Source organism: Legionella sp. MW5194 (assembly GCF_016864235.1).
In the GTDB taxonomy this organism is placed as follows: Bacteria; Pseudomonadota; Gammaproteobacteria; order Legionellales; family Legionellaceae; genus Legionella_C.
On record NZ_CP045732.1, the window covers coordinates 515,964 to 528,231 of the forward strand.

Sequence of the window (12,268 nt, forward strand, 5' to 3'; positions counted from 1 at the left end):
AAGTCATTGCATGAGGAATATCGATCATGACGTTATCTACTCAATACTTTGAACAGGCGCAAGCCCTTTTCCCGGGCGGTGTGAACTCCCCGGTGAGGGCCTTTAAGTCCGTGGGTGGAACGCCGGTTTTTTTTAAGGAAGGGCGGGGAGCCTATCTAATCGATGTCGATGGTCATGACTACATTGATTATGTCGGATCGTGGGGACCCATGATTTTAGGGCATTGCAATAAGGCGGTGATTGAAGCAGCCCGTGAGGCGCTGGGTCATTTTTTAAGCTTTGGCGCACCGAGTGTGCAGGAAATACAATTAGGCGAACGAATCACTGAACTGATGCCGGCGCTTGAGAAAATCCGCATGATGAATTCAGGCACGGAGGCGGCAATGACGGCCATTCGGCTGGCGCGGGGCTACACCGGACGCAATAAAATCATTAAATTCAAAGGGTGTTATCACGGACACAGCGATTGCCTGCTGGCAAAAGCCGGATCGGGGGTATTGACCTTAGGCATCCCTTCAACCCCGGGCGTTCCGGCCAGCGTAACCGAGCATACGCTCATTGCCAACTACAATCGCCTGGATGAAGTAGCCATGCTGTTTGACACCTACAGTGAGGATATCGCGGCCATCATTGTCGAGCCCATTTGCGGCAACATGGGATTTGTATTGCCCGAGGATGGGTTTTTGCCAGGGCTTAGGGCCTTATGCGACCAGCACAACGCCGTATTGATATTGGATGAAGTGATGACCGGGTTTCGAGTGGCCCTAGGCGGTGCGCAATCCCTGTTTAACATTAGGCCCGACCTGACCATCCTCGGCAAAGTCATCGGTGGCGGGATGCCGGTGGGGGCCTTGGGTGGCCGTGCGGACATCATGGATTGCCTGGCCCCGGTAGGCGGTGTTTACCAGGCTGGAACCTTGTCGGGTAATCCCTTTGTCATGACCGTGGGGTTAGCTACGATCAATCAATTGACTGAACCCGGCTTTTTTGATCGCCTTACGCAAACCACCGAGTCATTGATCCAGGGTTTTAACAACCTGGGCGAGCGGTTAGGGGTTCCTCTGCATGGTGCTTCAAGAGGAGGGATGTTTGGTTACTTTTTTAACCCCGATAAACGGATTGCCAATTTTGATGACGTGGCGAAGGGTGATGAAACCTTATTTAACCTTTTTTTCCATGGCATGCTTAACAAAGGAATCTACCTGGCTCCCTCCATGTTTGAGGCCGGATTTGTTTCCATCTGCCATGGCCGTCAGGAAATAGAGAAAACCCTGGCGGCGGCTGAAGAGACGTTAAAAGAAGCGGTAAAAATAAAGCCTGTGAGTTAAGCGCCGCCGGTATCGCGGATGGCCCCGTCCATCAGCTTAATGTCTTTATCGGCAGTCCTGGCGTAATCCAGGTTGTGAGTAACCACCAGCACGGCTTTTTGTTCCTCATGCGCGAGCATCGTCAACAGATTGATGACAATTTCGGCATTGGTAGAGTCCAGGTTTCCAGTGGGCTCATCGGCGATAATAATGGCGGGATTATTTGCCAATGCTCTGGCGATGGCCACACGTTGCCGTTCCCCTCCTGAAAGTTCATTGGGCCTGCGGTTAATTTTTTTCTCAAGCCCAAAATGAGCCAACAGACTTTGGGCCCGGTCATAAGCGGTGCTATCCGCGTAGCGATTGAGCCTGCGCATCGGCAACAAGACATTTTCGATGGCTGTAAATTCCTGGATTAGAAAATGAAATTGAAACACAAAGCCTATTTTTTCAAGCCGCAACTGCGCCAATTGCTCCGCATTCATTTGATTGGTAACCTGCTTGTCAATGATCAACGTGCCGGAGGTGGGTTTGTCCAGCAGCCCCAGTAGAAAAAGAAGGGAGGATTTACCCGATCCGGATGGCCCGGTGATGGTGACAAATTCGCCCGGATAGATGGCCAAATCCACCCCTTTTACTAACTGAACGGGTTGTGGCCTTAAGTCCAGGACTTTATTTAACGCGATCGCCTGCAGTACGGGGTGTTGCTGGCTCATCAGGTGTCCCCCCGAATAGTATCAACTGGCAATAAGGCTGAGGCCTTTCGAGCAGGCAGGATGGCGGCCAAGATGGAAATGCTGAAAGCAAACAAGGCGGAAATAAGGTAATTGGAGTAGCTTTTATTCAGAACAAATCCCTGGGTTCGGGTAAATCCTGAGTTCTCAAAGCGAATGGCGGATAAGCCTTCCACCAGGGTAAAACCGATTAACCAACCCAGCAAACAGCCGGTTACGCCGATGGTGATGCCCTGAAGTAAAAAAATGGTTCGGATGTCGGTTACCTGAAAACCCATGGATTTTAGTATGGCAATGTCTTTCTTTTTTTCATTGACGATGGTGGAAATAATGTTGTACATACTGAACAGGGCAATGGCCAACAAGGCCGCGGTACAGGTGTACAGCACGCCATTCTGAATGGTAAAGACCCTGAAAATGTTTTGATTAAGCTCTTGCCAGCTTTGGGTTTTGTACAAATACGTGTTTTCAATCTCCTTGGCAATGTTGTTGGCTTTTTGGACATCGCCAGTCACCCGCATTTTAATCTGGTTTAACGTGTTTTTTTTCTTAACCAAAACCTGCACTTTATTCAGCAGCATGTAACACTGCTGGTCGTCCTGAGAAGCAATGCCGCTGCGGAATAAACCGATGACTTTGGTGTTCAGTTTATTCCCCTGATTGGATGTCGCAAACAGGCTGTCCCCTTCTTTAACGCCAAGCTTTCTGGCCAGCCCCTCGCCGAGAATAATGCCATTGGGCGTGGTATAGAAGTCCGATAATTTGGCGCCGTTGAGCAGCTGTTCATTGAGGTGGGTAATCTTTTCTTCTTTTTTAGGAATGATGCCATACAACAACGCAGTCACCGTGCGGCTGCCCACCTGTAAAAAAATTTCCTCACTCAATACCGGGGATATTTCAATGTCTGCTCGCTGCGTCAAACCGCTGATGATTTTTTGAGAGCCACGTATGCCGCGGTTATCGTTTTTGGGTTTTAAACCCAACATCTGGACATTATCCGGATTGGTAAAGTAGAGTTCGGAAGGCTGTTTGGACACGGTACGGAATTCATCTTTCAGGACGATATGCGGCGAGTTATTAATCACCTGCTCGGTAAAATACTGTTGCAGTCCCTGGAGGAGGGCTGCGAGTGCAATGTAAAATCCCACGCCAATCGCCACCCCAAGCACCGCCACGCTGGTTGCCCGGCGATGATAATTTAAATACTTGTTTGCAATCGACAACAGGAAGAACATAATCAGTGCCTCAACGATTGGGCAGGGTTTAATAGCAGGCGGTCTGTTGCTTTGATATTGTCGGTGATGAGCTGGACTTTTTGCAGGGTGGTAATGCCGGTCCTTACGGCAATGGGTTCATAACCCTGTGCGGTTTTGCGGTAGACTTTCCCTTCATGGACGGCGCTTAAGGGAACCATCAGCGCGTCATTCACCACTTCGGTCACGATGTTGATCTCCACCGTCATGCCTATCAATAACGGGGTATTGTTGGGCAGACTGATCCGCACTCGGAATTGGCGGGTTTCAGGATCTCCCTTGGGCGTCATTTTCTTTATTTTTCCAGTCATGACCTGATTGGGGTAGGCATCCGATTTAATGAGCACCAATTGGCCAACGTGCACCAGGGGAATGTCTTCTTCATCCACGAGTGCGGTGATTTGCAGCGGTTTGGGCTTGCCTACCCAAAAAATGGTCGTGCCGCTTTTTGCCAACTCCCCGAGCTCAATGTCTTTTCGTAACAGGATGCCGTCAATGGGTGACACCAGTGTTATTCGGTCAAGCAGTTTCTTCTGGCCTTCGTAATTGGCCAGAGCTTGTTCATAATTGCTGAGTGCTTCCTCTGCGGCAGTGACGCTGACTAAATTTTTTTTGAGTAGCGTCTGATAGCGTTCATTTTCCTTTTTTAAATAATCCAGTCGTGAGAGAAAGCTCGTCAGTGCGGCCTTTTCAACCCGGTTATTCTGGTAGGCCAACACTTGGCCTGCCTTAATTTCCTGCCCCTCGACCACATTGATTTGTTCAACAGTGGCCGTTTTACTGGCCGCAATCTTCGCCCACTTGACCGGTTCCACTTCGCCCGTGGCATAGACGATTTTTTCCGCTTTTTCTACCTGGGGATGAATGGTTTCTACTTCGTGGGTACGTAAAAAGAAGTAAAGGGAGAAACCAACCAGTAGAAATAAAGCCATGAAGACTATTTTTTTCATGTCGCTTTCTCTTGTAATGGCAGGGTTGCCTTTAAAAAGGCCTGACCTCCACCATAATGACGATTAAAATTAACAGGATTGTTGGAAATTCATTAAACGCCCGAAAAAACAGGGTGGATCGGGTATTTTTATCTTCAGCAAACAACCGCCGATAATGCCCGGAAAGCAGATGGTAAGCCCACAAGACCACCACGGCCGTGAGCTTGACATGCATCCAGGTCTGGGAAAGGTAATAAGGCCAATTCGAGTACAACAGGATTAAACCCAAGACCGTGGCGGTAATGCCGGCAGGATAAATAATGCCGAAATATAAGCGCCGCTCCATGATTTTAAATCGCTCTATGCTGATTTGATCACTGCTTTGCGTATGGTAAACGAATAATCGGGGTAAGTAGAGCAAGCCGCCAAACCAGGCGACAATGGCAACGATATGAAACGATTTAACCCATAAAAACCACATACCTGTTCCTTGTTGTTATATCGATGGCTTATATTGTTATTCCGATGGAACTACAGGCCGCAGCCAGAGCGCCCTCTTATCAATGATATAACACCTTCACAGGATGAATTCAAATCAAGTCATGTTCAGCTTGCTGGCTGACAGTTGAATCAGCATGCGCCTTAACGATTCGTATTTCATCTGTTCAGGTTGAAATTCCTCGTCTGGGGAATACCTTAGGATAATGGATTTATTAACCATGATTTCAGCAATGTATCCCATAGACCAGAAAGGGAAATCCCTTTCGATGATGTCTTGACAGCCAATCAGTAAGACATCGTGATGCCTTTTATCCTGGGTGATAAGATGATACAAATTCGATATGGCGGCGCAATCACCCTCCAGAAGCTGCACAAATTTAAATTTATTAAACAGTAACACACCGGTGATGCTGTATTTTTTATTATTCTCTGATGATTGCTCCCAGATGTCTTCAATGTCCTGTGTTCTTACCTGAGGCAAGGCTTTGCTGGTGTAAATCAACTGTTTTAAATGCATGTCATTCCCTTTGCTGGTCACTTGTCTTTAGCGATCATTGACTTTGTGGGTCAACAAGTAGCTGTTGTTGTGTTTTTCAATCAATGCCCGTAAGTCATTAATGGTTTTCATGTCATTGTCTTTACAACAACGCCGTAACAGTATAGTACACAAATGCAGCATGGTACCGGATAATTCTTTGGTTAATTTCTTGACATGTTTTTCAGGGTTGACCTTGAAATCGGCATCGTTAATGGTTTGAGCCACCACATTGTCTAAGTATTGTTTGAGAATTTCCCGTTGCGGCTCGATGATTTTACTCATGTAAGATTTGTCCAGTATCTGTTGCAATGAAAGGACTTCTTTATTAATTAGCCCGTCGAGGTATTGGTCAAGATCACCATATTTACCTTTATTCTCTTTTTCAGAGAGAGAGGCTAAGTCATCGACATCAAAGTATCTGACATTGCCGTAACGTCGGATTGACGTGTCGAAACTGCGGGGCAAAGACGCATCCGCGATGTAAATTTGCCGGTTCGGGTTAAAATGACAATAGTCATTGTCTTTAACAATGGGTTCAGTGGTATTGGTTGCGGAAAAAATAACATCGGTATTGAAAAGGTACGGTGCAATGTCGTTGATGTGAATTACCGTGGCTACTCGTCGTAACTCGTCACACACTCTTTCCGGATTATGGGATGCGACCACAATTTGGTTCGGCTCATAGGGAATGAGGTTTGTCAGGACTTCCTTGACCAGTTTACCAGTCCCTATAAAAAGGTAATTTTTGTTATACCGGTCACTGTATTGCGCTTCAAGCTCATGAAAAAAACATTGCGTAATGGATGACATGGGTAACGCGATGTGATTTTGAATGGCTTTTGACACTTGAAAGCTGTAGGCGTAGATGGTCTCCAGGGTATGGCCGATGCGGTTATTCTTTTTCGCCTCAAGAAAGGCTTGTTTGACTTGGCCATTGATGTTTTTTTCACCGTAGATTTTGGCTTCCAGTCCAGCAACAACCCGCATGATGTGCTTTAAGGCATCAATGCCGGACAGGTCGACGAAATAGTGCAATAACTCATCAAGGCTGGTCTTCGTTCGTAACGAAAGCCATGAAAACACAATGCCAGGGTCGGAGACGATACAGACAATCTCAAACCGGTTACAGGTATTGAGAATACAGGCCTCGTTGACGGTTTCAAGCTCGCATAATTCATTCAACGCGAGTGAACACTGTTCTGGGGACATGCTAAATCGACTACGCACTTGAATATCATAATTTTTATGAGATAAGCTGATACAATGCAATCTCTTCATACAGACCGCCACCTTAAAAGTTAAAAAATACTTGGCAATTAGGTTAAGATTTAAGGGACATACACAGGGTATGGCTAATTATTGTACATATAGCAATAAAATTGATCAGTTATTGTCTATAATTATTCCACATGTTTTCTCGTGGAGCGTTTATGTCTTTTTTTCCTGGTACCCACCTGAGAAGACTACGCTATCACCCTGGTATAAGAGACCTGGTACGGGAAAATCACATCCATGTAGACCACCTGATTTACCCTCTTTTTGTGACGCACGGAAAAAAAAGAAATATCAGCCATGCCGGATTGTTTTCAATTTTCGCAAGACTTGCTGTTGCTGGAACTGGAAAAGGTCATTGCCTTAGGTGTCAATGCGGTTCTGTTATTTGGCCTGCCTAAACATAAAGACGACCTGGGCTCCGGTGCCTGGAATAAAGAAGAAGTTATCCCTCAGGCGGTTGCCGCCATTAAAAGGGAGTTTCCCGAATTAGTGGTGATGACCGATCTGTGTTTTTGCGAATACACCAGTCACGGTCATTGCGGTGTGGTGGACAATCTATTGGGTCATCCGGATGTCAACAACGATGCCACCTTGCCCTGCTGGCAAAACAAGCCGTTGTTCATGCTGAAGCGGGAGTCGATGCCCTGGCGCCGAGCGGCATGATGGATGGCATGATTGCGGCCTGGCTTAAACCTAACTAGGCATTGTCATTACTGAGGAGCGGTATGGATACGAATTATCGATTTATTCGGGCATTAAAAAGGGAACCGGTGGATAAAACCCCCATCTGGATTATGAGGCAGGCAGGGCGGTATTTACCGGAATACTTAAAGACCCGCGACAGGGCCGGTGATTTTATGACGCTTTGCAAAACGCCCGAGTTGGCCTGCGAAGTGACCCTGCAGCCCATTACCCGGTATGCGTTGGATGCGGCCATTTTATTTTCTGATATTTTAACCATTCCCGATGCCATGGGCATGGGCGTGAGTATCATTGAACAGCGGGGACCGGTGTTTGCGAAAACCATTCAAACCCTGGCTGACGTTGAGGAGCTACCATCCATCGATCCGGGCAGTGAGTTAAAGTATGTCATGGACGCAGTCCAGTTAATTAAATCCTCTCTGGCGGGCCGTCTGCCACTCATTGGTTTTTCTGGCAGCCCGTTTACCCTGGCGACGTACATGGTGGAAGGACAGGCGACTCATGCCTTTCATGCCATTAAAAAAATGCTTTACAGCGCGCCGGAAGTCCTGCACCGGCTGCTTGCCAAATTAACATCATCGATTCAGTCTTATCTGCATGCACAAATCAGCCACGGTGTCGATGCTGTCATGGTTTTTGATACCTGGGGCGGAGTGCTTTCAACGCGGGATTACCATCAGTTTTCATTGATTTATATGCAAAGCATTGTCCATTATCTTAAACACCATGCTCCGGATATTCCCATCATTCTTTTTACCAAAGGCGGAGGGGCATGGTTGGAGACTATCGCGGAAACGGGTTGCCAGTGCGTAGGGCTGGATTGGACTACGGACATGAGTGACGCAAAACGCCGGGTAGGAAAGCAGGTTGCCTTGCAGGGCAATCTCGATCCGGTGACCTTATTGGCGCCTCCCTCGGTAATCATCGAAAAAACCAAACAACTACTGGACGATTACGGCGAGGGATCCGGCCATGTTTTTAATCTTGGTCATGGCATCCTTCCTCACATTCCGCCTGAACACGTCACGGCACTGGTTGAAACCGTCAATGAATACAGCCGAAAGTTTCATAACAAGGTGAACAAGACCTGATTTAAGCCGCGTGCCTTCCTGTATCTGAAGGCACGCTGAAAAAATTTAAGCCGTGATACCCATGGGCAGGATAATGTTAATGGAGTTGCTGGATTGCCATTGCACCGCACCTCCTTTGCCATTGGTCAGGTAATAGGAGACGGTAAAGCGGGGTTCAGTCGGCAGATTGCTGACGTAACCGCAGGTGACACGGCCTGTGGTACTGTTGTAATTAACCATCTCATTGAAATAATTAGTCAGCTGTGTTGGTAAGTCCGTTGGCACTGAATCGGATTTAAAATAAATCAGATTATTCTGTGACAATAAATTTTCATAACCGTAACCGGCAATGTAATCACCGAAATTGGTTAACGCGTTGCTTCCCATCGCCATAGGGCAGAAAATATCCACGGTCACGCCAATGGGGCTGGCATGGACAAGGGAAGTTAACGCCAAACCAGAAATTAACGACACCAACGCTTTCTTTTTCATTATTGGTCCTTCTGTTGTTAATACCGCTTCCGTAAAGTGAAAATAAATAATGGGGGAGGGCGAAAGCGTTGTCAATCCGCCTAAAAAAATATTTATTTTCAGGGAGATGGGTATCGACGATGGGGGACTAGACTGTTCTTTACTGTAAGGTGTGTGTGCCTGAAGGGCCCACGTAGTGATCATCGGTGAAGTGCTCGACAATGTAATTGACCATCGCAATAAAGGGCAAATCGTTGAGGTAAAGGGGGTTGCTTTTCAAGGAAAAAACGATGTCACGAATAATCTGGCTTTCCTCCTCGTCCTCAGGATAGCCTCTGGCTATGGAAAATGTTATCTCCTTCAGGTGTCCAAGCGAATCCTCATTGGCTTTAAAAAACGTGGAAAGGTGATTTTCCGGCGGAAGATAGTCTTTCAACAGGGAAAAAACAGCCGCCAACGGTTTAAGGCAGTCCGAGGCAATGAAGTGGGCTTTAAGGTAGAAGGCTATCGCAGGTTGTTTGGTGGCTTTGGCAATAGCCATGGTTTCCAGAAGAACGTCTTTCGCAATGGCGTTATCTGGAGTCAGTTTGCAAAGTTGAACGACAATCGCACTTTGTCCGGCACGCACGGCCATTTTTAAAAACTGACCTGCAGCCTGTCTGCCAGGTTCCTGCAGGGCGATTATTTTCTGAAAATCATCCCATTGTGCGTTTTTTGCCGCATGATGAAGCATGAAATCGACACCGGCTTGCCGCGGTCTTAATCCGGCCGCATAAAGACTGTCGATGGCCTGCCACTGCAAGGCTTTGGCGAGCTCTGTAAAAACCTGGGTACGGCTGTCTTCGCTGATTCCCATGCGGCATAAGCTGATCATCAGTTCCCATTTGTGTGGAGAGTTCATCGTGATCGTTTCCTGCAGGCCAGCGTGAATGGCGTCAATGCTGGGAAAGGGAGGAGACTTAAGGTATAAAAAACTTCGGACTATCTCGATACGTTGTGCAGCAATTGCCGCAAGCAGAACTTTGTCGAGGCATTCCTCGCTAACAGGATGGTCGTTGTATCGGAGATGGCACAATCGGTCAACAATTTGCCAGCACTGCTCAGCTTTCAGGGGATTTGTGTCTTTAAAATGAACCGTTCCCTGTAAGGCGCTCAAAACGGCCTGGTCCAGTACCTCCTGTGGAATGTGAATCGACTTAAGAGGATCGCAAAGGGATTGAACAGCATTGATTAAGCCATTTCCTGATGCGCGAATCAACCGTTCAGAGTTAATTTTTACTGCCATGCGTTACAACAATTCGATCAGGGGCTGTTTTAATTTTAGACTATTGACATGCTTTTTTTAAGTCATGAGGGGCAGCAATACACCCTGGCTATGGCATCGGAAAATTCGAGCCGTTCATTTCGACCCCTTAATGTGACTTCAAGAAAATGCTATGCTTTTGCCCCTGGAAGTCTTGATCTCGAATGCTATGCTGGTATCGAAACAAACCGCTGTTCTGATTGAAAACTGCATCAAACAGACTCACATCGATGTCACCTGCTCCTATCCTGTTCAGTCTGTTTTAAATATATCCGGCGGTGCGGCCTGTTTTTCTGGAACAGACTCGTTTCTGACACAGGTGATTGGTTGGGGGTTTGACACCGAAAGAGATCGGTTTGGTGAGGACATAGCAGACATAGAACAGTTTTATCGCCAACAGGGTCATCCCCAGGTGGATATCGAGCTTTGCCCCCTGGTGCCTCATTGGTTGCCTTTGCAACTCGGCAAACGCGGTTACCAATTAACGGAAATGAATACCATTTCGATTCTTGACTTAAGGCAGCAGGGGGTGCAAAGGCATTCAAACAATACCTCCTGCCTTATCCGCCCGATGGAAAAAAGTGAGTTGAGTGCCTGGGCGCGGGTGGTTGCGCATGGCTTCAACTGCCTGGAGGCAGAGGAGCATTTTTATCGCTATGCCAGTGCACGCAATGTCACGGCATTTGCTGCTCTGGTTGATAACAACCTGGTGGCGGGAGGAACGATCGCCATTCACGATGGCATTGGTGATTTGGGCGTGACCAGTACCCTTCCCCTTTACCGGGGAAAAGGCCTGCAAAAAGCGTTGCTTTTCAGCCGGCTGCAATTTGCTAAAGAACAGGGCGCTCAGCTTGCAGTGGTGACGACCGCGCCGGGATCGGTGTCTGAATTAAATTGCCAAAAAGCAGGGTTTCATTGTGCCTATACCCGGGTGAAATTGACCCTTGGCCTTGAATAATAAGCTCTTTTTTAATTTTTAATTGCCCGGAAATGATTTATTTTGATATCATTTGTTAAATTTTTAACCTTTTGAGGTCGCTATGAACTATTTAGCCAGCGCACTGGCTGTCGTGTTCAGTCTGTTCATGGTCAACGAAACGGAGGCGTCAGACAGTCGTTTGCGGGACAAGATTGGGCAAATGCTTATCGTGGGCTTTGAAGGAAAAAACGTGGATGTGCACTCCCCCATACTTCAAGCGATTGCAGAAGAGAACATTGGTGGGGTCATCTTGTTTGACTACAGTGACCAAACGGAGACCTTTAATAAAAACATTGAAAGTCCCAAACAGGTTCAGCGCTTAAACCAAACGTTGCAGCGCGCTGCAGATGAGGCCAACCGCCTCCACCATCGTGAACCCTTGCCTTTATTGATTTCAGTCGATTATGAGGGCGGCGAAGTGAATCGCCTGAATGCGAAATACGGCTTCCCGGCTATCCCTTCAGCGGAGGTTTTCGCAAGGCTGGACGATGCCAGGGCGCATCAACTCGCCGAAACCATGGCGCTGACCTTAACCCGCAATGGCTTTAATCTGGATTTTGCCCCATTGATTGACGTCAATGTGAATCCGGACAACCCTGTTATTGGTCAATTGCGCCGCAGTTTTTCCGCTGATCCCAAGGTGGTCGCCCATTACGCCGGTGTCGTGTCCAGCCATTTGCGATCGCATGGTCTACAATGCGCCTACAAGCATTTTCCGGGCCATGGCAGTTCGACCGCCGACTCGCATGTCGGATTTGTCGATGTCTCCCACACCTGGAAAACCATGGAATTACGTCCCTATCAACAATTACTGCATCAGAAATTCTCCTGTGGCATGATCATGACTGCCCATATCGTTAACCGTCAACTCGACGAGTCGGGTTTACCTGCCACCTTGTCCCATAAAGTATTAACCGGGCTTTTACGTGGCAAGTTAAAATTTGATGGCGTAATTGTTACCGATGATATGCAAATGAAAGCCATCAGCGATCATTATGGTCTTGAAAAGGCACTGACCCTGGCGATTAATGCCGGTGCTGACATGATTATGTTTGGTAATCAGTTAAGCGATAAGCCTCAGGAAACCAAAGCCCTGGTTGATCTCATTGAAGCAAAAGTCAAGGCAGGTGAAATCAGCGAAAAACGCATTGACGAGGCGTATCAGCACATCGTTGCTTTTAAGCGCTCACTTAAAAAGGATTAATT

Annotated in this window: 12 protein-coding genes and 1 pseudogene; 5 read left to right on the top strand and 8 right to left on the bottom strand. The window is 47.3% G+C overall.

Annotated elements, in window-relative coordinates:
• Positions 1-26: 26 nt before the first annotated feature.
• Positions 27-1,328, top strand: coding sequence for a glutamate-1-semialdehyde 2,1-aminomutase (gene hemL, locus GH742_RS02430; RefSeq protein ID WP_203456000.1), 1,302 nt, complete (start codon positions 27-29; stop codon positions 1,326-1,328).
• Here the strand turns inward: hemL and GH742_RS02435 are convergent.
• From GH742_RS02435 to GH742_RS02460, 6 genes are all read right to left on the bottom strand, one after another.
• Entirely contained in the window at positions 1,325-2,023 is a 699-nt protein-coding gene (locus GH742_RS02435) for an ABC transporter ATP-binding protein (RefSeq protein ID WP_203456001.1), read from the bottom strand. The genes hemL and GH742_RS02435 overlap by 4 nt on opposite strands.
• Positions 2,023-3,276 (bottom strand): FtsX-like permease family protein, encoded by a 1,254-nt coding sequence (locus GH742_RS02440; protein ID WP_203456002.1) that lies wholly within the window; start codon positions 3,274-3,276, stop codon positions 2,023-2,025. The genes GH742_RS02435 and GH742_RS02440 overlap by 1 nt, the downstream gene beginning before the upstream one ends.
• Before the next feature lie 2 nt (positions 3,277-3,278).
• Positions 3,279-4,244: an efflux RND transporter periplasmic adaptor subunit gene (locus GH742_RS02445; protein WP_203456003.1), complete on the bottom strand. Its 966-nt coding sequence runs from the start codon at positions 4,242-4,244 to the stop codon at positions 3,279-3,281.
• Between the two features lie 31 nt (positions 4,245-4,275).
• Entirely contained in the window at positions 4,276-4,704 is a 429-nt protein-coding gene (gene hemJ, locus GH742_RS02450) for a protoporphyrinogen oxidase HemJ (RefSeq protein ID WP_203456004.1), read from the bottom strand.
• A gap of 114 nt (positions 4,705-4,818) precedes the next feature.
• A complete protein-coding gene (locus tag GH742_RS02455; protein ID WP_203456005.1) occupies positions 4,819-5,241 on the bottom strand; it encodes a BLUF domain-containing protein in 423 nt (140 codons plus the stop codon).
• Between the two features lie 27 nt (positions 5,242-5,268).
• Positions 5,269-6,471, bottom strand: a complete 1,203-nt coding sequence (locus GH742_RS02460) for a hypothetical protein (protein ID WP_239005252.1) — start codon at positions 6,469-6,471, stop codon at positions 5,269-5,271.
• Positions 6,472-6,692: 221 nt separating this feature from the next.
• On the opposite strand from GH742_RS02460, the pseudogene GH742_RS02470 reads away from it, so the two are divergent.
• A pseudogene (locus tag GH742_RS02470) lies at positions 6,693-7,238 on the top strand (hypothetical protein).
• Positions 7,239-7,262: 24 nt separating this feature from the next.
• A complete protein-coding gene (gene hemE, locus GH742_RS02475; RefSeq protein WP_203456009.1) occupies positions 7,263-8,330 on the top strand; it encodes a uroporphyrinogen decarboxylase in 1,068 nt (355 codons plus the stop codon).
• Between the two features lie 45 nt (positions 8,331-8,375).
• Here hemE and GH742_RS02480 read toward each other — a convergent pair whose 3' ends face one another.
• On the bottom strand, positions 8,376-8,801 hold the full coding sequence (locus tag GH742_RS02480; RefSeq protein WP_203456010.1) for a hypothetical protein: 426 nt from the start codon (positions 8,799-8,801) through the stop codon (positions 8,376-8,378).
• 139 nt (positions 8,802-8,940) lie between these two features.
• Complete coding sequence (locus GH742_RS02485; protein WP_203456011.1) at positions 8,941-10,065, bottom strand: hypothetical protein; 1,125 nt, start codon at positions 10,063-10,065, stop codon at positions 8,941-8,943.
• A gap of 187 nt (positions 10,066-10,252) precedes the next feature.
• Here GH742_RS02485 and GH742_RS02490 point away from each other — a divergent pair, with 187 nt between their 5' ends.
• Both GH742_RS02490 and GH742_RS02495 read left to right on the top strand, forming a co-directional pair.
• A complete protein-coding gene (locus tag GH742_RS02490; protein WP_203456012.1) occupies positions 10,253-11,041 on the top strand; it encodes a GNAT family N-acetyltransferase in 789 nt (262 codons plus the stop codon).
• 82 nt (positions 11,042-11,123) lie between these two features.
• On the top strand, positions 11,124-12,266 hold the full coding sequence (locus tag GH742_RS02495) for a glycoside hydrolase family 3 N-terminal domain-containing protein (protein WP_203456013.1): 1,143 nt from the start codon (positions 11,124-11,126) through the stop codon (positions 12,264-12,266).
• The last annotated feature ends 2 nt before the right edge of the window (positions 12,267-12,268 follow it).

Coding starts and splice junctions, on each gene's coding strand:
- GH742_RS02460 (WP_239005252.1), bottom strand. CDS start 6,471: ATGTCCCCAGAACAGTGTTCACTCGCGTTGAATGAATTATGCGAGCTT.
- GH742_RS02480 (WP_203456010.1), bottom strand. CDS start 8,801: ATGAAAAAGAAAGCGTTGGTGTCGTTAATTTCTGGTTTGGCGTTAACT.
- GH742_RS02495 (WP_203456013.1), top strand. CDS start 11,124: ATGAACTATTTAGCCAGCGCACTGGCTGTCGTGTTCAGTCTGTTCATG.
- GH742_RS02485 (WP_203456011.1), bottom strand. CDS start 10,065: ATGGCAGTAAAAATTAACTCTGAACGGTTGATTCGCGCATCAGGAAAT.
- GH742_RS02490 (WP_203456012.1), top strand. CDS start 10,253: ATGCTGGTATCGAAACAAACCGCTGTTCTGATTGAAAACTGCATCAAA.
- hemJ (WP_203456004.1), bottom strand. CDS start 4,704: ATGTGGTTTTTATGGGTTAAATCGTTTCATATCGTTGCCATTGTCGCC.
- hemL (WP_203456000.1), top strand. CDS start 27: ATGACGTTATCTACTCAATACTTTGAACAGGCGCAAGCCCTTTTCCCG.
- hemE (WP_203456009.1), top strand. CDS start 7,263: ATGGATACGAATTATCGATTTATTCGGGCATTAAAAAGGGAACCGGTG.
- GH742_RS02440 (WP_203456002.1), bottom strand. CDS start 3,276: ATGTTCTTCCTGTTGTCGATTGCAAACAAGTATTTAAATTATCATCGC.
- GH742_RS02455 (WP_203456005.1), bottom strand. CDS start 5,241: ATGCATTTAAAACAGTTGATTTACACCAGCAAAGCCTTGCCTCAGGTA.
- GH742_RS02435 (WP_203456001.1), bottom strand. CDS start 2,023: ATGAGCCAGCAACACCCCGTACTGCAGGCGATCGCGTTAAATAAAGTC.
- GH742_RS02445 (WP_203456003.1), bottom strand. CDS start 4,244: ATGAAAAAAATAGTCTTCATGGCTTTATTTCTACTGGTTGGTTTCTCC.